Raw genomic sequence first — 18,916 nt, 5'->3', positions numbered from 1 at the left:
CCGAAAAAAAAGAGTACAGTTCGCTCAAGGAGAGCCAACCTTGGATAGTTTGAGCCTTGAAGCTATTTACCCGACTTGACCTTGGTCCAGCTGCGGGTCATCAAACGTTGAATGTTTGGTGGTAACTCGATGGACACGTAAGTCTTGTCGAGTACGGCTTGCGGTGGATAAACCGCTTCGTCGGTGCGAATGGACTGTTCCATCAGTTTGTCCGACCCGGGGTTAGGGTTGGCGTAGCCGACGTAATCACTGACCTGGGCGATCACCTCAGGTTTCAGCAAATAGTTGATGAACGCGTGCGCTTCTTTCACGTTGGCCGAGTCCTTCGGAATCGCCAGCATGTCGAACCACAACGCACCGCCTTCCTTGGGAATCGAGTAGGCGATGTTCACGCCTTTCTTGGCTTCGGCCGCACGATTGCGGGCCTGGAACATGTCGCCGGAGAAACCGATGGCCACGCAGATATCGCCGTTGGCCAGGTCCGCGATGTATTTGGAAGAGTGGAAGTAGGTCACGTAAGGCCGCACCGCCAGCAACTTGGCTTCGGCTTTTTTGTAGTCTTCAGGGTTGGTGCTGTTGGCATCCAGGCCCATGTAGTTGAGGACCGTCGGCATCATTTCATCGGCGGAGTCGAGGAATGCCACGCCGCAACTTTGCAGTTTCTTGATGTTTTCCGGTTCAAATACCGCGGCCCAGGAATCGATCTTGTCGACGCCCAGCACAGCCTTGACCTTGTCGACGTTGTAACCGATGCCGTTGGTACCCCACAGGTACGGCACGGCGTACAGGTTACCCGGATCGTTCTGCTCCAGGCGCTTGAGCAGTACAGGGTCGAGATTCTTGTAGTTCGGCAACTTCGACTTGTCGAGCTTCTGGAAAGCACCGGCCTTGATCTGTTTGCCGAGGAAGTGGTTGGACGGCACGACCACGTCGTAACCGGTACGCCCGGCCAGCAACTTGCCTTCCAGGGTTTCGTTGGAATCGAATACGTCATAAACCGGTTTGATGCCGGTCTCTTTCTGGAAGTCGGCCAGGGTGGTCTCGCCGATGTAATCCGACCAGTTATAAATATGCACGGTACCCGCCGCCTGAACATTGACGGCAAGCGTCAACCCGGCAGCGACCAGCATGGCATTGCGCAACAAAGAAAAAATAGGCAAGTGGAGGTCCTCTAAAATGAGTTGGGCTCAAGTTGCCCCGCGTTACATGACAGCCATGGCTGCCTGACAACAAAACCGGCGCGCAACTTACCCTCGAAAAACCGTTCCAGCAAAACTTTCTGTCATTTAATTTATCCTGATGTCGCCGCCGCGCAGGTGGCGACAACAGGTTGTTGCATCAAACCGGCTTATTTACCGGATTTGATCTTGGTCCAGCTGCGAGTCATGATCCGCTGGGTCGCGGCCGGCAAGTCGGCAATCGCGTACAGCTTGGCCAGCACGTCCGCTGGCGGATAGATGCCTGGGTCGGCGGTGATTTCTTTATCAACCAATGGCGTGGCGGCCGCGTTACCGTTCGGGAAACGCACGGCGTTGGTAATTTCAGCCATGATTTCCGGCTTTTGCAGGAAGGTCATGAACTTGTAGGCGCCTTCGACGTTTTCGGCATCTTTAGGGATGGCGACCATGTCATAGAAGCTGCCGGCACCTTCTTTGGGAATGTTGTAGCTGACCTTCACCTTGTCACCGGCTTCAGCCGCGCGGGACTTGGCCTGGTAGATGTCGCCCGAGTAACCCACGGCCACGCAGATGTTGCCGTTGGCCAGGTCGGAGATGTACTTGGACGAGTGGAAGTAGCCAACCGAAGGACGGATTTTCAGGAACAGCGCTTCGGCTTCGGCCAGTTGTTTCTTGTCCTGGCTGTCGGTTGGATAGCCCAGGTAGTGCAACGCCACCGGAATCATCTCGGTAGGCGAATCGAGGAAACTGATACCGCACGACTTCAACTTGGCGGCGTTTTCAGGTTTGAACAGCAGGTCCCAGGAATTGGTCGGTGCGTCGGCACCCAGTGCAGCCTTGACCTTCTCGGCGTTGAAGCCGATACCGATCGAACCCCACATGTACGGGAAGGCGTGCTCGTTACCCGGGTCGCTCACCGATACCGCCTTGAGCAGGTCGGTGTTCAGGTTCTTCCAGTTAGGCAGTTTGGACTTGTCCAGCTTCTGGTAAACGCCGGCCTTGATCTGCTTGGCCAGGAAGTTGTTCGACGGCACGACGATGTCGTAACCGGACTTGCCTGCCAGCAACTTGGCTTCGAGGGTTTCGTTACTGTCGAAGACGTCGTAGACAACTTTGATGCCCGACTCGTCTTCAAACTTCTTGATAGTGTCCGGAGCGATGTAATCAGACCAGTTATAGACGTGCAACACCTTGTCGTCCGCCTGAACCGCACCCGCCATAATGCCCATCAGGGACATGGCGAGGAGGGTCTTGCCAGCAAGCTTTTTTCCTAATGCCTTCATGCGTAATGCTCCAAATTTTTCTTTTTTGAACCACTTTGTTCAGCGGCCGAACCCGGACAACTGGAACCGCGGCTAGTCTGGCAAGATCCGAGGCGGTCTTTCAAGGAAAGGCCAACGTTTCTGACAGCTCTGAGCGAAAGTTTCATGACTCCCGCTCAGAGCCTAGCACTTAGGCCTGCAACGCACTCAGGGTCAGGTCCAGGCACTTGCGTGCCTTGGTCACCAACTCATCGATTTCCGCAGGCGAGATCACCAGCGGTGGCGCGATGATCATGGTGTCCCCCACGGCACGCATGATCAGCCCGTTATCGAAGCAGAACTGCCGGCAGATCATGCCGACGCCCTTGCCTTCGTAGCGCTTGCGCGTGGCCTTGTCCTGAACCAGTTCGATCGCCCCCAGCAGGCCTACCCCACGAACTTCGCCCACCAATGGGTGATCATTCAGCTCGCGCAAACGTTTCTGCAAATACGGTGCCGTTTCTGTCTTCACGCGCTCGACAATTTTTTCGTCGCGCAGGATACGGATGTTTTCCAGGCCTACAGCCGCCGCCACCGGGTGCCCGGAGTAGGTGAAGCCGTGGTTGAAATCGCCGCCTTCGTTGAGCACGTCGACCACTTCATCGCGCACGATCAGGCCACCCATCGGGATGTAGCCGGAGGTCAGGCCTTTGGCGATGGTCATCATGTCGGGCTTGAGGTCGTAGAAATCGCTGCCGAACCACTCACCGGTACGGCCGAAACCGCAGATCACTTCGTCAGCCACGAACAGGATGTCGTACTTGGCGAGGATTTCCTTGATGCGCGGCCAGTAGCTGTCTGGCGGAATGATCACGCCGCCGGCGCCCTGGATCGGCTCGGCAATAAAAGCACCGACGTTGTCCACGCCCACTTCCAGAATTTTCTCTTCCAGCTGATTGGCAGCCCAGATCCCGAATTCTTCCGGGGTCATGTTGCCGCCTTCGGCGAACCAGTACGGCTGGGCGATGTGGACGATGCCTGGAATCGGCAAGTCGCCTTGTTCGTGCATGTAGGTCATGCCACCCAGGCTCGCGCCGGCCACGGTGGAACCGTGATAACCGTTCTTGCGGCTGATGATGACTTTCTTCTTCGGCTGGCCCTTGATCGCCCAATAGTGACGAACCATACGCAGCATGGTGTCGTTGCCTTCGGAGCCGGAACCGGTGAAGAACACGTGGTTCATGCCTTCTGGCGCAACATCGGCGATGGCCTTGGCCAGCTCCAGTACCGGCGGGTGGGCGGTCTGGAAGAACAGGTTGTAGTACGGCAGTTCGCGCATCTGCTTGCTGGCGGCGTCGGCCAGTTCATCGCGGCCGTAACCGATGGCTACGCACCACAGGCCGGCCATGCCGTCGAGGATCTTGTTGCCTTCGCTGTCCCACAGGTAGACGCCCTTGGCGTTGGTGATGATCCGCGGGCCCTTCTCCTTCAGCTGCTTGAAGTCGCTGAACGGGGCCAGGTGGTGATCGCTGCTCAGGGTTTGCCATTCACGGGTTTGCGGGTTGTTGCTGGTCATACCAATCTCCTAAAAAGTCCAGGTGAGAGCGCCACCCGACAACGGCGACGCCCGGCGCGTCAGACGGCAAAAAGCAGGAATTCCCGTTCCCACGAACTGATCACGCGCTTGAAGTTTTCATGCTCGGCCCGCTTGACCGCGACGTAGCCAGTGATGAAAGTTTTGCCCAGGTAACGCTCGATGGTTGCGCTGTTTTCCATGCGCTCGAGCGCGTCTTCAATGGTCAGTGGCAGGCGCAGGTTGCGGCGCTCATAACCACGGCCCACCACCGGTGCACTCGGGTTCAGGCCTTCGACCATGCCGATGTAGCCGCACAGCAGGCTCGCGGCAATGGCCAGGTACGGGTTGGCATCGGCACCCGGCAGGCGGTTTTCCACGCGCCGGTTTTGTGGGCCGGCATCCGGTACCCGCAGGCCCACGGTGCGGTTTTCTTCGCCCCATTCCACGTTCACCGGTGCCGAGGTGTCCGGCAGGAAGCGGCGGAACGAGTTGACGTTGGGGGCGAACAGCGGCAGTAGTTCGGGAATCAGTTTCTGCAGGCCACCGATGTGCTGCAGGAACAACTCGCTCATGGTCCCGTCTTCATTGGAGAAGATGTTCTTGCCGGTCTCGATGTCGATGATGCTCTGGTGCAGGTGCATGGCACTGCCCGGCTCGCCGGTCATCGGCTTGGCCATGAAGGTTGCCGCCACGTCGTGCTTGAGCGCGGCTTCGCGCATGGTGCGCTTGAACACCAGGATCTGGTCGGCCAGGGACAGGGCGTCGCCGTGACGGAAGTTGATCTCCATCTGCGCCGTGCCGTCTTCGTGGATCAGCGTGTCGAGGTCCAGTTCCTGCAATTCGCACCAGTCATAGACGTCCTCGAACAGCGGATCGAACTCGTTCGCCGCTTCGATGGAGAACGACTGGCGGCCGATTTCCGGGCGTCCGGAGCGGCCGATTGGCGGCTGCAACGGATAGTCCGGGTCGTCGCTGCGCTTGGTCAGGTAGAACTCCATTTCCGGCGCCACGATCGGCTGCCAGCCTTTGTCGGCATAGAGTTTGAGGACCTTCTTGAGCACGTTGCGCGGCGACAGCTCGATCGGGTTGCCTTGCTTGTCGTAAGTATCGTGGATGACGATGGCGGTCGGTTCGATGGCCCATGGCACCGGGAACACCGCGTTCTGGTCGGGACGGCAGATCATGTCGATGTCAGCCGGGTCGAGCAGCTCGTAATAGATGTCGTCTTCGACGTAATCGCCGGTCACGGTCTGGAGCAGCACACTTTCTGGCAGACGCATGCCTTTTTCGGCGATGAATTTGTTGGTCGGCGAAATCTTGCCCCGGGTAATCCCGGTCAAGTCGGCGATCATGCATTCGACTTCTGTGATCTTGTGGTCTTTCAACCAATCGGTGAGCTGGTCGAGGTTGTTACTCATAAATGCCTCTAGGCTTTGAGTTTCCTGACGCTTGAGGTCAGGCGATAGTTGACGCATCGGCGTCGCGGTGAAATGCAAGTTTGCGCCAGGCTATCGCGCTTGTGTGTACTTCTGCGCATACCAGGCGTGCAGAATCGCGAGCGGTGCCCTGCACGAAGGCCGAGCCGCTATTGTGAATCGGTTCTATATTGAATGGAGTAACCGTAATGGGTGTGCCGTCGAGGCCGTCCAGAATATCGGACAGGGACGGTTGATCCGCCAGGGACGGGAGGATCTCCGACAGGCTCTGGGCCGCTGCGGCCACGGCGCTGACGTGGATATCGCCACTGATGTGATAAGCATTCAGACCGGTCTGCAAAGAGCAGGCGGTAACGCCGATTATCGGCAGGCGAGACATGAAGCACCCCGGTATTATTGCTGTTATGGGTTTGATTCGAGCTTAGCCTTGTTCATTTTTTTACACAACACCCCCGTAAAAAATACAACACGGCCAGCTCAAGCCTGCGGGCGTCAAACGGCCAAGGGGTATAAAAACGCCCCAAAGCGCCTCAAAAAAGCCACGCGAGCGCTTTTTTAGGGCAAAAAAGGCCTCGCTTGACTTCGGCATGCCGTTCGGGTTGACTGGAATCCGAAAAGATCAATGATTGATATTTTTAACAACAAAGGTGTTGCATCATGTCGGTACCCCCGCGTGCCGTTCAGCTTAACGAAGCGAACGCGTTCCTTAAGGAACATCCTGAGGTTCTGTACGTTGACCTTCTGATTGCGGATATGAATGGTGTGGTGCGCGGCAAGCGCATCGAACGCACCAGCCTCCACAAGGTTTACGAGAAAGGCATCAACCTGCCGGCCTCTCTATTTGCCCTGGATATCAATGGCTCCACGGTGGAAAGCACCGGCCTGGGCCTGGACATCGGTGATGCTGACCGAATCTGCTATCCAATCCCCGATACCCTGTGCAACGAGCCATGGCAGAAGCGCCCGACCGCGCAACTGCTGATGACCATGCACGAACTCGAAGGCGAACCATTCTTCGCTGACCCGCGTGAAGTGCTGGCCAACGTGGTGCGCAAGTTCGACGAAATGGGCCTGACCATCTGCGCCGCGTTCGAACTGGAGTTCTACCTGATCGACCAGGAGAACGTGAACGGTCGTCCGCAGCCACCGCGCTCGCCGGTTTCCGGCAAACGCCCGCACTCGACACAGGTCTACCTGATCGACGACCTCGACGAATACGTCGACTGCCTCCAGGACATCCTGGAAGGTGCGAAAGAGCAAGGCATCCCGGCCGACGCCATCGTCAAGGAAAGTGCCCCGGCGCAGTTCGAAGTGAACCTGCACCACGTGGCCGATCCGATCAAGGCCTGCGACTATGCAGTGCTGCTCAAGCGCCTGATCAAGAACATCGCCTACGACCATGAAATGGACACCACCTTCATGGCCAAGCCTTACCCGGGCCAGGCGGGCAACGGTCTGCACGTGCACATTTCGATTCTCGACAAAGACGGCAAGAATATTTTTGCCAGTGAGGATCCCGAGCAGAACGCCGCGCTGCGACACGCGATCGGCGGTGTGCTCGAGACCCTACCGGCGCAGATGGCTTTCCTCTGCCCGAACGTCAACTCCTACCGTCGTTTCGGTGCGCAGTTCTATGTGCCGAACTCGCCGTGCTGGGGCCTGGACAACCGCACCGTGGCGATTCGCGTACCGACCGGCTCCGCCGATGCCGTACGTATCGAACACCGTGTGGCCGGCGCCGATGCCAACCCGTACCTGCTGATGGCTTCGGTTTTGGCAGGCGTGCACCACGGCCTGGTCAACAAGGTCGAACCTGGCGCTCCGGTGGAAGGCAACAGCTACGAGCAGAACGAGCAGAGCCTGCCGAACAACCTGCGCGACGCGTTGCGCGAGCTGGACGACAGCGAAGTCATGGCCAAGTACATCGATCCGAAATACATCGATATCTTCGTGGCCTGTAAAGAGAGCGAGCTGGAAGAGTTCGAACACTCCATCTCCGACCTCGAGTACAACTGGTACCTGCATACCGTTTAAGTGGTTGCACTAAACAAGAACGCCGCCGGCCTCACAGCCAGCGGCGTTTTTTATGGCCGCCTGCGGCGGATCGCTAGCAGGCTAGCTCCCACAGTTAATCTCCAGTGAATATAAATTCTGTGTACACCGCCAATCCCCTGTGGGAGCTAGCCTGCTAGCGATGGCGTCCTGGCAGACAACACAGATACCTGCTCGTACAATGCCCCCTGCCCCGCAGGAGACTCCAATGACGCGCACCGCCACCCCCCGCAAACCCCGTGCACGCAGCCAGGCCCGGATCGATTCGATACTCGATGCCGCCCGCACGCTGCTGGCCGCCGAGGGCGTGGCCAGTCTGTCGATCTACAGTGTCGCCGAACGCGCGCAGATCCCACCCTCCTCCGTGTACCACTTCTTCGCCAGCGTCCCGTCCCTACTCGAAGCGCTGACGGCCGACGTCCACGCGGCCTTCCGCGCCTGCCTGCAGGCGCCCATCGACCATGACGCATTGAATGGTTGGCGTGACCTGTCGAGGCTGGTGGAACAACGCATGCTCGACATCTACGACGAAGACGCCGCCGCCCGCCAGCTCATCCTGGCCCAGCACGGCCTGACCGAAGTCACCCAGGCCGACCGCCAGCACGACATTGAGCTGGGCGACCTGATGCACAAGCTGTTCGATCACCATTTCGAGCTGCCAAGGTTGCCGGACGATGTCGATGTGTTCGCACTGGCCATGGAGCTCGGTGACCGGGTTTATGCGCGCTCGGTGCAGCAGCACGGGCAGATCACGCCGCGCATGGCTGAGGAAGGGATGCGGGTGTTTGATGCATATCTGGGGCTGTATCTACCACCGTACCTGCCCAAGCGAAATCTCTAGCGCTCTCACTGACCTCATCGCGGGCAAGCCCGCTCCCACAAGGATCTCCAGTGAACACAGGTTTTGTCTTCAACCGATAAACCTGTGGGAGCGGGCTTGCCCGCGATTGCCGCGCTGCGAATCTCGCTGAAACACACGCATAAAAAACCCCGAAGGGCTCGAACCCTCCAGGGTTGTTTGCAGTGCACGCCCTTACAACTTGGCGATCGACACCTCGGTGGATTTCACGAATGCGATCACTTCGCTGCCCACCGCCAGTTCCAGCTCTTTCACCGAACGCGTGGTGATCACCGAGGTGACGATCCCGGAAGCCGTCTGCACATCGATTTCCGACAGCACGTCACCGAGGACGATTTCCTTGATCGAGCCTTTGAACTGGTTGCGAACGTTGATGGCCTTGATAGTCATGATGTTGATTCCTGTCGTTGATTGAGGCTTGAGTTATTGAGCCCAACGCAACTGCGTAGGCAAGGGTGATACAGGTTCCGGTTCCGGCGGCTGGCCAGGTAGCGACAGCACGCGGTTGAGGACTTCGGTTTCCAGCGCCGCCAGCCGATGGGAGCCGCGTACCCGAGGGCGCGGCAGTTCCACGTGCAAGTCGAGGCCGACTTCGCCGTCTTCGATCAGGATCACCCGATCGGCGATCGCCACCGCTTCGCTGACGTCGTGGGTGACCAGCAACACGGTGAAGCCGTGCTGTTGCCAGAGCCGTTCGATCAGCTGCTGCATTTCAATGCGGGTCAGGGCGTCCAGCGCACCCAACGGCTCGTCGAGCAACAGCAGGCGCGGCTTGTGGATCAATGCTCGAGCCAACGCCACACGTTGCTTCTGCCCTCCGGACAAGGCCGCCGGCCACTCATTGGCGCGATCCGCCAGGCCGACCGCTTCCAACGCTTGCAGCGCTTGCGGGCGCCAGTTGCCCTTGAGCCCGAGGCCGACGTTGTCGATGATCTTTTTCCACGGCAGCAGACGCGCTTCCTGGAACATCAGCCGCGTATCTTCCCGCGCCTCGCTCAGCGGCGCGGAGCCGGCCAACAAGTCACCGCCCGTAGGCTGGTCGAGCCCGGCCAGCAGGCGCAGCAAGGTACTTTTGCCGCAGCCACTGCGACCGACCACCGCGACGAACTGACCGGCTGGAATGTGCAGGTCGATCTCGCGCAGCACCTGCCGCGAGCCGAAGGTTTTTTGCAGTTTGCGCACCGCCAGCGGAATCCCGCGCAGCAGGCGTGGAGGTTGTTGAGCGGTCATGCGGCACCTCCTTTAACGACTTGATAAGCCGGATGCCAGCGCAGCCACACACGCTCAAGTCCACGGGCCGCGAGGTCGGCCAGTTTGCCGAGCACCGCGTACAGCAGAATCGCCAGGACCACCACGTCGGTCTGCAGGAACTCCCGGGCATTCATCGCCAGGTAGCCGATGCCGGAGCTGGCGGAGATGGTTTCGGCGACGATCAGCGTCAACCACATGAAACCGAGGGCAAAGCGCACACCGACCAGGATCGAAGGCAGCGCCCCCGGCAAAATCACCTGGCGGAACAGGCTGAAACCGGACAAGCCGTAGCTGCGCGACATTTCCACCAACGCCGGGTCGACGTTGCGAATGCCGTGATACGTGTTGAGGTAGATCGGGAACAAGGTGCCCAGGGCCACCAGGAAAATCTTCGCCGACTCATCGATGCCGAACCACAGGATCACCAAGGGGATCAGCGCCAGGTGCGGCACGTTGCGGATCATCTGCACCGAGCTGTCGAGCAGGCGCTCGCCCCACTTCGACAGGCCGGTGATGAAGCCCAGGGTCAGGCCGATGCCGCCGCCAATGGCGAAGCCCAGCGCCGCGCGCCAGCCGCTGATGGCCAGGTGCGTCCAGATTTCACCACTGCTGACCAGGCTCACCCCGGCTTCGATCACGGCAATGGGCGCCGGCAGAATCCGCGTCGACAACCAGCCCGCCGACACCGACAACTGCCACACCGCCAACAGCAAGACCGGCAATGCCCAGGGCGCAAGGCTGTGAATGATCTTCTTCATGGCGCGCCTCAGCTCTGGGACGCGGCTTTAGGGAGAATGTCGTTAGCGACCATCTCGCCAAACGGGCTGACGTAACCGGCGCTTTTCGGCAGCTCGGGACGCTCGATATCCAGGTGCGGGAACAGCAGCTCGGCAACGCGATACGACTCTTCCAGGTGTGGATAACCGGAGAAGATAAAGGTGTCGATACCCAGGTCCGCGTACTCCTTCACGCGGGCAGCCACGGTCGGACCATCACCCACCAGTGCCGTGCCGGCACCACCGCGCACCAGACCGACACCGGCCCACAGGTTGGGGCTGACTTCCAGGTTGTCGCGATTGCCACCGTGCAACGCAGCCATGCGTTGCTGGCCCACGGAATCGAAGCGCGCCAGCGAAGCCTGGGCACGGGTGATGGTGTCGTCGTCCAGGTGCGAGATCAGTCGATCAGCCGCTTGCCAGGCCTCGGCGTTGGTTTCGCGCACGATCACATGCAGGCGAATGCCGAAGCGCACGGTACGCCCGAGCTTGGCGGCCTTGGCGCGTACCTGGGCGATTTTCTCGGCAACGGCGGCCGGTGGCTCGCCCCAGGTCAGGACCATTTCGACCTGCTCTGCCGCGAGGTCCTGGGCCGCTTCCGACGAGCCGCCGAAGTACAGCGGCGGACGCGGTTGCTGGATCGGCGGATAGAGTAGCTTGGCGCCCTTCACGCTGATGTGCTGGCCATCGTAATCGACGGTTTCGCCTTCCAGCACGCGACGCCAGATGCGGGTGAATTCCACCGAGGCCTGATAGCGCTCTTCGTGGGTCAGGAACAGACCGTCGCCGGCCAGCTCTTCCGGATCACCGCCTGTCACCAGGTTGAACAAAGCACGCCCGCCGGACAAGCGATCCAGGGTCGCGGCCTGACGCGCCGCCACCGTCGGGGAAATGATCCCGGGGCGCAGCGCGACGAGGAATTTCAAACGCTGGGTCACCGGAATCAGCGACGCGGCCACCAGCCACGAGTCTTCGCAGGAACGACCGGTAGGGATCAGCACGCCGCCGAAACCCAGGCGATCCGCAGCTTGCGCGACTTGTTGCAGGTAACCGTGGTCGACGGCGCGAGCGCCTTCGGCGGTGCCAAGGTAATGGCCGTCGCCGTGGGTTGGCAGGAACCAGAAGATATTGAGGCTCATGGAGTGGTCTCCTTAGGGAATCGATTTACTGGGCTTTGGTTACTGAGCTTTGGGCAACAGCCGCCGGTGGCGTCCAGATCACATCCTTGATGCTCAGCGGCTTGGGAATCAGCTTGAGCTGATAGAAGCTGTCGGCGATTTTCTGTTGCGCGGCGACCACGTCCGGGGTCAGGAACAGCGCGCCGTAGCCCTGGCGTTTCACCGACGTCAGGGTGATGTCCGCCGGCAGGCCAAGCAGTGGCGAAACCTGCCTGGTCACGTCTTCCGGATTGGCCTTGGACCATTCACCGACCGCGCGCACTTCTTCCACGAGGGTCTTGATCACCTCAGGGTTTTTCTGCGCATAGGGCTTGGTGGCGAGGTAGAACTGGTGGTTGTCGACGATGCCCTGGCCATCGCGCAGGGTGTGCGCTTGCAGCTGCTGTTCGGCGGCGGCCTGGTACGGGTCCCAGATGACCCAGGCATCGACGCTGCCACGCTCGAACGCGGCGCGGGCATCGGCCGGCGGCAGGAATACGGTCTGGATATCGGTGTACTTGAGGCCGGCGTCTTCCAGGGCGCGGACCAGCAAGTAGTGCACGTTGGAGCCTTTGTTCAGGACAACTTTCTTGCCCTTGAGATCCTTCACCGATTTGATCGGCGAGTCCTTCGGTACCAGGATCGCTTCGCTGTGCGGCGCTGGCGGCTCATAAGCGACGTAGAGCAGATCAGCGCCGGCTGCCTGGGCGAACACTGGCGGGGTTTCGCCGGTGACGCCGAAGTCGATGGAGCCGACGTTCAGGCCTTCGAGCAGTTGCGGGCCACCGGGGAATTCAGTCCATTGCACGTCGACGCCTTGGCCGGCGAGGCGTTTTTCCAGGGTGCCCTTGGCTTTGAGCAGCACCAGGGTGCCGTATTTCTGATAGCCGATTCGAAGCGTCTCGGCCTGAGCTTGAGTAATGGCGCCGAAGGTGACAGCCGCAGCAAACAGAGCGACCAGACCGCGACGCAAAATGACAGGGCGCATGGCGCTCTCCTTTTTGCAGTTGGGTTTTTGGCTGCACCTGCTTGCCCGTTAGCGGGCGAGTAAGGCCAGTACATCAATTTGGGGTAAGGCTTAAATGCTCCAGCGAGCACTCAACAAACGATCATTCAACAGCTGCGGATCGAGCGGCTTGGGCCGTCGCGCCATGGCGCTGAAAAACAACTCCAGCGACTCGTTCAATCTTTGCTCCAGCTCCGGTGCCAACTGCGCCTGGGCGCTGCCTTCGCCGTAAGCGATCTGGCTGTCGACGGCGAAGATCCCCTGGAGCAGCTCCTGGGCCTTCAATGCCGACAACACCGGCTTGAGCGCGTAATCCACCGCTAGCATATGAGCGATGCTGCCCCCGGTTGCCATTGGCAACACCACTTTGTGCGCCAGGGCACGCTCGGGCAGCAGATCCAGCACGGTTTTCAACGCACCGGAGAACGAAGCCTTGTAGACCGGCGTGGCGATCAGCAGGCCATCGGCGTTTTCGATCTGTTGCAGCAGGTTGATCACCTTCGGGCTGTCGAAGCGTGCATGCAGCAAGTCTTCAGCCGGGAAGTCCCGTACCTGGTAGCTCACCACTTCCACGCCCTGCCCTTGCAACCAACGCTGGGAGCGCTCCAGCAACACCCCGGAACGGGAGCGCTGGCTGGGACTGCCACCGAGTGAGACGACCAGCATTCAGAGGATTCCTTGAACGGTGTTGGCGATTCGCGGTTTGCGATCTCGCTTTGATGGAGTGACCTTAACAGGTGATTTATATATCCATAAATCATATTTATTCATTTGGTTATTCGTTTTAGAGATATACGTTCGATTTCTTCCAGACGAAAAAAAAGGCCGTCGAAACGGCCTGAAATCCCCTGCTTTATGGATTCGTTCAATCTGGATTCTGCGGTGCCCGATCCAGCGCTTTCGCGAGCAGGCTCGCTCCCACAGTGGTACGCGGTCAACTGTGGGAGCGAGCCTGCTCGCGAAGAGGGCAGCAGCCACACCACAAATTAATGGGTTACCTGTTCGGCTGCGGCGTCAGGCGCAGGTACGGTTTCACCGCGCGATAGCCCTTGGGAAAGCGCTGCTTGATTTCATCTTCATCCTTGAGCGACGGCACGATCACCACCTCATCACCGTCCTGCCAGTTGGCCGGGGTGGCCACCTTGTAGTTGTCGGTGAGTTGCAGCGAATCGATCACCCGCAGGATTTCGTTGAAGTTGCGGCCGGTGCTCGCCGGATAGGTGATGGTCAACCGGACCTTTTTGTTCGGGTCGATCACGAACAGCGAGCGCACCGTCAGGGTGTCGTTGGCGTTGGGGTGGATCAGGTCGTACAGGTCCGAGACCTTGCGGTCGGCGTCGTCGAGAATCGGGAAATTGACCACGGTGTTCTGGGTTTCGTTGATGTCTTCGATCCACTTGTGGTGCGAATCCACCGGGTCGACGGACAGCGCGATGGCCTTGACCCCACGCTTGGCGAATTCATCTTTCAGTTTCGCGGTGAAGCCCAATTCTGTGGTGCACACTGGCGTGAAGTCGGCCGGGTGGGAAAACAGCACACCCCAGCTATCGCCCAGCCACTGGTGGAACCGGATGGTACCGGCGCTGGAATCCTGTTCGAAATCCGGGGCGATATCGCCCAGTCTGATGCTCATGGTGCTGCTCCTGGTGAGTGCTGGTTGAGATCAACTGTGCCTGCATTTCTTATCTATTAAAAAGAATAAATATCGATTTATTTAGATCTAAAAGAAATATTAAACATCTCTTCACTGGACGCGCGAACTCATCGCGCCGAACATCGCCCACAAGGTTCGAGAAGGCCTTGAGTTGCTGCAAAAGAGGGGATTTTCCAGGCGGGTTTACGGGGGTGAGCCCGCCTCGAAAACACAAAAGCCCCGCCCGGCGTGATGCCGGGCGGGGCTTTTTTTGCTTGGGTTACCCGAGCGCTATTACAACAGCGGGATCGAGTAGCTGACGATCAGGCGGTTCTCGTCCTGGGAGCGAGTGTTCGGCAGATCGGTGCGCCAGGTGGCGTTTTTCCACTGCACGCCGAGGTTTTTCAACGCACCGGACTGAACGACGTAACCCACGGTCAGGTCGCGTTCCCACTCGGAAGCGCCGTTAGCCGCCTCGCGACCGGCAGTGTTGACGGTATCGATATCGTCGCCATGCAGGTAAACCATACCCGCTGTCAGGCCAGGTACGCCGACCTTGGCGAAATCGAACGAGTAACGTGCTTGCCAGGTTTTCTCGCCGGCACGGGCGAACTTCTGGATTTGCGAGTCGGTGATGATGTAGGCCGATGCACCGTCGCCCTGGTTCAGGTACGGGAAGTCGCTGCTGCCGTTGCTGACCTGGTAACCGCCACCGAAGGTGTGACCTTCAACGGTGTACAGGAACAGACCGCTGTACAGGTTGTTGTCGACCTTGCCTTTACCGCTCGGCGCATTGTAGTTGCCAGAAGTGAAGAAGTTCGCGTCGTGACCGTTGGCACCGTCATCCCGGCTATTGAAGTAGCGCAGGTCGGATTTCAGAACGCCCGGGCCAATTGCCCAGTTGTGAACCAGGCCCAGGAAGTGCTGCTTGTAGAAATCTTCCAAATTGCCGTAGTAGTACTGCGCAGTCAGGTCTTTGGTGATTTTGTAGTCACCGCCACCGTAATAGAATTTGTTGCTGTCGCGGCCAGCCGCAGTACGACCGTTGGCACCAGCGATCGACAACTCTTCGTTGTTGCTGGAGTTACGACCTTTGGCGTGCTCGATCTGACCACCGACCAGTGTCAGGTCTTTGATATCGCCAGAGGTGATCTGACCACCCTGAAAAGTTTGCGGCAGCAGACGACCATCGTTGGTGACGATCACCGGCAGTTTTGGCTGCAAGGTACCCAGTTTCAGTTCAGTCTGGGAGATCTTGGCTTTGGCAGTCAGGCCCAGGCTGGAGAAGTTATCAACCGCTTCGCCGTTGGACTTGCTCGGGAACACAGTGCCGCCATAAGCGTTACCAGGGGTGCCATTGGCGTTAACGTTGCCATTAGTGCCGCCGCCCGAATCCAGCTTCACGCCCAACAGGCCGATCGCATCGATACCGAAGCCGACAGTGCCTTGGGTGTAGCCGGAGATGAAACGCAGGTCGAAGCCTTGGCCCCATTCTTCGTTCTTGTTCGGCTGAGCAGCGCCGTCACGATAGTCAGTGTTGATGTAGAAGTTGCGCAGCCCCAACGTTGCCTTGCTGTCTTCGATGAAACCGGCGGCGCTTGCCTGCTGCGCCAAAACCCCTACGGCCACAGCCAGGGCCAAGGTGGACTTGTTCATTGTTTCGCTCCTATCGTTTCTAATTCTTGGTCCCGGGTCGAATGCCCTGGATCCGCGACCGTCTGGATCGGTCGTTTTTTTGGGTCGCGCAGAATACTCCTTCATAATCCTAAAAAGAATTGTAAAAACAATTTTAATCGCATTTAGGAATATGCCCCGACAGCGCAGACCCGAGGTAAAGGCGACAAACCGATTCCTGGAATTCTCGGGTGTTCGGGGGGGTTGGAACTCGATCCGAGGCTTACGGTGCGTGTCGGAAGGCCTTTACTTTAAGCGCTTAAGAAAAAAGCTAAAAAGAATAAAAAATCATCACGTGCATTGTTTATGGAATATAAAAATGAACGCGAAAAAAGCCTCGTCCGTTGACGAGGCTTTTGGCTACGGCTTACTTGAAGGCGTAGGTGTAGTTGAAGATCAGACGGGTCTGGTCCTGGTCGGCGATGTCGATTTCGCTGCCACGGTAGACGCCATGACGCAGCGTCACGCCCAGGCCCTTGAGCGTGCCCTGCTGAATGGTGTAATCCACGCGCATGTCTCGTTCCCACTCTGACATATCGCTACCAGTGCCGTTTCTGGCCTTGATATTGTCGCCACGCAGGTAAGCGACCGAAGCTTTCAAACCTGGCACACCCGCCGCTGCAAAATCATAAGTGTATTGACCGAAGGTGGTGTTCTCGCCGGCACGGACAAAGCCGTTGATCATGGCATCGGTGAATAGGTAGAAGCTGGTACCACCCTCACCTTGGTTGCGACCTCTGCTGTCCACTACGCTGCCCTGATTCAGGTAGACAAAGCCACCATCATCGTTGACGCGCTGATGACCGAGCAGGAAGGCGTTACCACCCAGGGTGTAGGTGAACATGGCGCTCCAGGTCTTGTTATCGACCTCGCCCGGGTTCTTGGCGAAACCACCGTTGTTATTGAAGACGTAGCCCGGATCGCCGTTCTTGCCGTCAGAGCTGCTGTCGAAATAGCGCAGATCGGTCTTGAAGGACTGGTTGGCACTGATTGGGTAAACATGCACCAGGCCCAGGAAATTCTGCTTGTAGTAGTCTTCCAGGTTCGCGTAGTAGTACTGCAGCATCAGGTCTTTGGTGACCTTCCAGTCAGCACCGGCGTAGCGGAACTTGTTGCTGTCCTGAGTACCACCATTGACTGCCATACCAGCTGTGTTCGACGAGGCGCGACCCGCTGCGTGCTCCAGCTGACCTACGTTGAAGGTCACATTGTCGATTTCCTTCGAGGTGATGGTCCCCCCTTCAAAGGTCTGTGGCAGCAGACGGCTGTCGTTCGCTACCAGTATTGGCATGTTCGGTTGCAAAGCACCACCGTAGTGAGCCTCGGTTTTCGAGAAACGCGCCTTCACGTTACCCGCCACACGGCTCCACTCGTGCACTGCCGAGCCATCAGTGTCACTTGGGAAGAATGTATTGTTATCCGGGTGATGGCCCTTGCCACCATCCAGATGGATGCCGACGAGTGCCTGAGCGTCGAAACCGAATCCGACAGTCCCTTGGGTGAAGCCCGACAGGTAATCGAACTTGAGGCCTTCAGCAGTCTCTCGCTGATCCGCGCCGCCATCGCGGTTATCGTTGTTGTAATACATGGTGCGCGAACTTACGGAAGCCTTGCTGTCTTCGATGAAACCCGCGGCGCCTGCCTGCTGCGCCATAACCCCTACGGCCACGGCCAGGGCCAAGGTGGACTTGTTCATTGTTTAGCTCCTCTCGTCTCTAATTCTTGTATTCCTGGCCCGGAATCGATGTCCCGGATCCTAAGATGCGCGATTAGCGCCAGAGCATGACCCACAAGTCAATCGTAACTTTGTGTGTCTACGACCATAGTCTAATCCCCGGTTTTTTGGTCCCTGCAGGGTCATGAGTTCGTCATAAACCTGAAAAGAATGATCGGATTCTTTCCTCATACCCTTTAGGAATTTAGCTCACCGTCTCACCGCCCTCGGGATAGAGCGGCTGACTCATAAGCTAATTCCTAAATGGTATTTATTGGCCGTTTTTTAGATCGATTAGGTTTGGTAGCAATTCCGCCACAAAACCTATCGAAGAGGCCGATGCCATGACGATCAAGCGCGCACTATCCCGACCATTTGTTACAGTTTGTGTATCGTTAATGGTTTCTTTTTCCGCCCATGCGGCGAACCTCACGGTGGGCTATCAGACCGGTATCGACCCGAGCAAAGTCCCCCAGGCCGATGGCCTTTACGAAAAAACCATTGGCGAGAAAATCGACTGGCGGCGCTTCAACAGTGGTCCGGAAGTGGTCACCGCCATTGCCTCCGGTGATGTGCAGATCGGCAACCTCGGTTCCAGCCCACTGGCTGCCGCAGCCTCGCGCAATCTGCCGATCGTCGCGTTCCTCGTTTCCGCGCAGATCAATGCCGCCGAAGCCTTGGTGGTGCGCAACGGCAGTGGCATCGATAAACCGCAAGATCTGATCGGCAAGACCATCGCCACGCCGTTCGTTTCCACTTCCCACTACAGCCTGTTGGGCGCGCTGAAGCACTGGGGGCTGGACGCGTCGAAAGTCAAAGTGGTGAACCTGCAACCGGCGGAAATTGCCGCCGCCTGGAAACGTGGGGACATCGACGGCGCGTTCGTCTGGTCGCCGGCCCTGGGAGAAATTCGCAAGTCCGGCAAGACCTTGACCGATGCCGCGCAGGTCGGCCAATGGGGTGCACCTACCTTCGAAGTCTGGGTAGCGCGCAAGGATTACGCCGAGAAGCACCCGGAGGTCATCGCCCGGTTCGCCAAGGTGACCCTCGACTCATTTGCCGACTATGCGGCGCATAAGGACAGCTGGACTGCGGATTCGGTACCGGTGCAAAAAATCGCCAAATTGACCGGTGCCAACGCCGCCGACGTACCGGAACTGCTGGCTGGGTCCGCGTTCCCGGATGCCAAGGCACAACAGACCAGCGCACTGCTGGCAGGCGGCACTGCGCAGGCGATTGGCGAGACGGCGAAGTTTTTGAAGGAACAGGGGAAGGTTGAAACGGTGCTGCCGGATTACTCGCCGTATGTCAGCGCGAAGTTCGTGCAGGAGTAAACGCAAAATACTGTGGCGAGGGGATTCAT

General features: G+C 58.5%; 16 protein-coding genes and 1 pseudogene. 3 read left to right on the top strand and 14 right to left on the bottom strand.

The features are described 5' to 3' along the window. Nucleotides 1–62: 62 nt before the first annotated feature. The 5 genes and pseudogenes from PMI35_RS04415 to PMI35_RS04435 form a co-directional block, all read right to left on the bottom strand. Nucleotides 63–1,160, bottom strand: a complete 1,098-nt coding sequence (locus PMI35_RS04415) for a polyamine ABC transporter substrate-binding protein (RefSeq protein WP_008064957.1) — start codon at nucleotides 1,158–1,160, stop codon at nucleotides 63–65. A 188-nt stretch (nucleotides 1,161–1,348) separates the two neighbouring features. Next, nucleotides 1,349–2,461, bottom strand: a complete 1,113-nt coding sequence (locus PMI35_RS04420) for a polyamine ABC transporter substrate-binding protein (RefSeq protein ID WP_008064956.1) — start codon at nucleotides 2,459–2,461, stop codon at nucleotides 1,349–1,351. A gap of 169 nt (nucleotides 2,462–2,630) precedes the next feature. Continuing rightward, on the bottom strand, nucleotides 2,631–3,995 hold the full coding sequence (locus tag PMI35_RS04425) for an aspartate aminotransferase family protein (RefSeq protein ID WP_008064955.1): 1,365 nt from the start codon (nucleotides 3,993–3,995) through the stop codon (nucleotides 2,631–2,633). A gap of 59 nt (nucleotides 3,996–4,054) precedes the next feature. Then, nucleotides 4,055–5,413 carry a glutamine synthetase family protein gene (locus PMI35_RS04430; RefSeq protein WP_008064954.1) on the bottom strand — a complete coding sequence of 453 codons (1,359 nt, stop codon included), beginning with the start codon at nucleotides 5,411–5,413 and terminating at the stop codon, nucleotides 4,055–4,057. A gap of 124 nt (nucleotides 5,414–5,537) precedes the next feature. Further along, nucleotides 5,538–5,810 (bottom strand): annotated as a pseudogene (locus tag PMI35_RS04435) (gamma-glutamyl-gamma-aminobutyrate hydrolase family protein); the annotation flags it as partial. Between the two features lie 278 nt (nucleotides 5,811–6,088). Here PMI35_RS04435 and PMI35_RS04440 point away from each other — a divergent pair. Both PMI35_RS04440 and PMI35_RS04445 read left to right on the top strand, forming a co-directional pair. Next, nucleotides 6,089–7,465 (top strand): glutamine synthetase family protein, encoded by a 1,377-nt coding sequence (locus PMI35_RS04440; protein WP_007976355.1) that lies wholly within the window; start codon nucleotides 6,089–6,091, stop codon nucleotides 7,463–7,465. A gap of 226 nt (nucleotides 7,466–7,691) precedes the next feature. Further along, a complete protein-coding gene (locus PMI35_RS04445) occupies nucleotides 7,692–8,324 on the top strand; it encodes a TetR/AcrR family transcriptional regulator (RefSeq protein WP_008064952.1) in 633 nt (210 codons plus the stop codon). Nucleotides 8,325–8,516: 192 nt separating this feature from the next. Here the strand turns inward: PMI35_RS04445 and PMI35_RS04450 are convergent, their stop codons facing one another. From PMI35_RS04450 to PMI35_RS04490, 9 genes are all read right to left on the bottom strand, one after another. Next, entirely contained in the window at nucleotides 8,517–8,732 is a 216-nt protein-coding gene (locus tag PMI35_RS04450; protein ID WP_007967989.1) for a TOBE domain-containing protein, read from the bottom strand. Between the two features lie 33 nt (nucleotides 8,733–8,765). Beyond that, complete coding sequence (gene ssuB, locus PMI35_RS04455; RefSeq protein WP_008064951.1) at nucleotides 8,766–9,572, bottom strand: aliphatic sulfonates ABC transporter ATP-binding protein; 807 nt, start codon at nucleotides 9,570–9,572, stop codon at nucleotides 8,766–8,768. Next, the gene (ssuC, locus tag PMI35_RS04460; protein ID WP_008064950.1) at nucleotides 9,569–10,351 is read right to left on the bottom strand and encodes an aliphatic sulfonate ABC transporter permease SsuC; all 783 of its coding nucleotides are present in this window, start codon (nucleotides 10,349–10,351) and stop codon (nucleotides 9,569–9,571) included. The genes ssuB and ssuC overlap by 4 nt, the downstream gene beginning before the upstream one ends. Before the next feature lie 8 nt (nucleotides 10,352–10,359). Further along, nucleotides 10,360–11,508, bottom strand: coding sequence for an FMNH2-dependent alkanesulfonate monooxygenase (ssuD, locus tag PMI35_RS04465; protein ID WP_008064949.1), 1,149 nt, complete (start codon nucleotides 11,506–11,508; stop codon nucleotides 10,360–10,362). A gap of 25 nt (nucleotides 11,509–11,533) precedes the next feature. After that, nucleotides 11,534–12,514 (bottom strand): sulfonate ABC transporter substrate-binding protein, encoded by a 981-nt coding sequence (locus PMI35_RS04470; RefSeq protein ID WP_008064948.1) that lies wholly within the window; start codon nucleotides 12,512–12,514, stop codon nucleotides 11,534–11,536. A 90-nt stretch (nucleotides 12,515–12,604) separates the two neighbouring features. Continuing rightward, nucleotides 12,605–13,198, bottom strand: coding sequence for an NADPH-dependent FMN reductase (ssuE, locus tag PMI35_RS04475; protein WP_008064947.1), 594 nt, complete (start codon nucleotides 13,196–13,198; stop codon nucleotides 12,605–12,607). Nucleotides 13,199–13,526: 328 nt separating this feature from the next. Then, entirely contained in the window at nucleotides 13,527–14,165 is a 639-nt protein-coding gene (locus tag PMI35_RS04480; protein WP_008064946.1) for a peroxiredoxin, read from the bottom strand. Nucleotides 14,166–14,459: 294 nt separating this feature from the next. Next, entirely contained in the window at nucleotides 14,460–15,821 is a 1,362-nt protein-coding gene (locus tag PMI35_RS04485) for an OprD family porin (RefSeq protein WP_008064945.1), read from the bottom strand. 385 nt (nucleotides 15,822–16,206) lie between these two features. After that, nucleotides 16,207–17,535 carry an OprD family porin gene (locus PMI35_RS04490; protein ID WP_008064944.1) on the bottom strand — a complete coding sequence of 443 codons (1,329 nt, stop codon included), beginning with the start codon at nucleotides 17,533–17,535 and terminating at the stop codon, nucleotides 16,207–16,209. Between the two features lie 362 nt (nucleotides 17,536–17,897). Between PMI35_RS04490 and tauA the strand changes: the two genes are divergently transcribed. Then, nucleotides 17,898–18,887 carry a taurine ABC transporter substrate-binding protein gene (gene tauA / locus PMI35_RS04495; protein WP_008064943.1) on the top strand — a complete coding sequence of 330 codons (990 nt, stop codon included), beginning with the start codon at nucleotides 17,898–17,900 and terminating at the stop codon, nucleotides 18,885–18,887. Nucleotides 18,888–18,916 lie beyond the last annotated feature (29 nt).

This window comes from Pseudomonas sp. GM78 (genome assembly GCF_000282475.1).
In the GTDB taxonomy this organism is placed as follows: Bacteria; Pseudomonadota; Gammaproteobacteria; order Pseudomonadales; family Pseudomonadaceae; genus Aquipseudomonas.
Note: the sequence above shows the minus strand (reverse complement) of the source record. Positions and strands in the feature narration are given on the sequence as shown.

Bases quoted from the DNA above. Each gene is read 5' to 3' on its own strand.
- PMI35_RS04485 (WP_008064945.1), bottom strand. From the start codon at position 15,821: ATGAACAAGTCCACCTTGGCCCTGGCTGTGGCCGTAGGGGTTTTGGCG.
- PMI35_RS04420 (WP_008064956.1), bottom strand. From the start codon at position 2,461: ATGAAGGCATTAGGAAAAAAGCTTGCTGGCAAGACCCTCCTCGCCATG.
- PMI35_RS04425 (WP_008064955.1), bottom strand. From the start codon at position 3,995: ATGACCAGCAACAACCCGCAAACCCGTGAATGGCAAACCCTGAGCAGC.
- ssuC (WP_008064950.1), bottom strand. From the start codon at position 10,351: ATGAAGAAGATCATTCACAGCCTTGCGCCCTGGGCATTGCCGGTCTTG.
- tauA (WP_008064943.1), top strand. From the start codon at position 17,898: ATGACGATCAAGCGCGCACTATCCCGACCATTTGTTACAGTTTGTGTA.
- PMI35_RS04440 (WP_007976355.1), top strand. From the start codon at position 6,089: ATGTCGGTACCCCCGCGTGCCGTTCAGCTTAACGAAGCGAACGCGTTC.
- PMI35_RS04470 (WP_008064948.1), bottom strand. From the start codon at position 12,514: ATGCGCCCTGTCATTTTGCGTCGCGGTCTGGTCGCTCTGTTTGCTGCG.
- PMI35_RS04430 (WP_008064954.1), bottom strand. From the start codon at position 5,413: ATGAGTAACAACCTCGACCAGCTCACCGATTGGTTGAAAGACCACAAG.
- PMI35_RS04450 (WP_007967989.1), bottom strand. From the start codon at position 8,732: ATGACTATCAAGGCCATCAACGTTCGCAACCAGTTCAAAGGCTCGATC.
- ssuD (WP_008064949.1), bottom strand. From the start codon at position 11,508: ATGAGCCTCAATATCTTCTGGTTCCTGCCAACCCACGGCGACGGCCAT.
- ssuE (WP_008064947.1), bottom strand. From the start codon at position 13,198: ATGCTGGTCGTCTCACTCGGTGGCAGTCCCAGCCAGCGCTCCCGTTCC.
- ssuB (WP_008064951.1), bottom strand. From the start codon at position 9,572: ATGACCGCTCAACAACCTCCACGCCTGCTGCGCGGGATTCCGCTGGCG.
- PMI35_RS04445 (WP_008064952.1), top strand. From the start codon at position 7,692: ATGACGCGCACCGCCACCCCCCGCAAACCCCGTGCACGCAGCCAGGCC.
- PMI35_RS04480 (WP_008064946.1), bottom strand. From the start codon at position 14,165: ATGAGCATCAGACTGGGCGATATCGCCCCGGATTTCGAACAGGATTCC.
- PMI35_RS04490 (WP_008064944.1), bottom strand. From the start codon at position 17,535: ATGAACAAGTCCACCTTGGCCCTGGCCGTGGCCGTAGGGGTTATGGCG.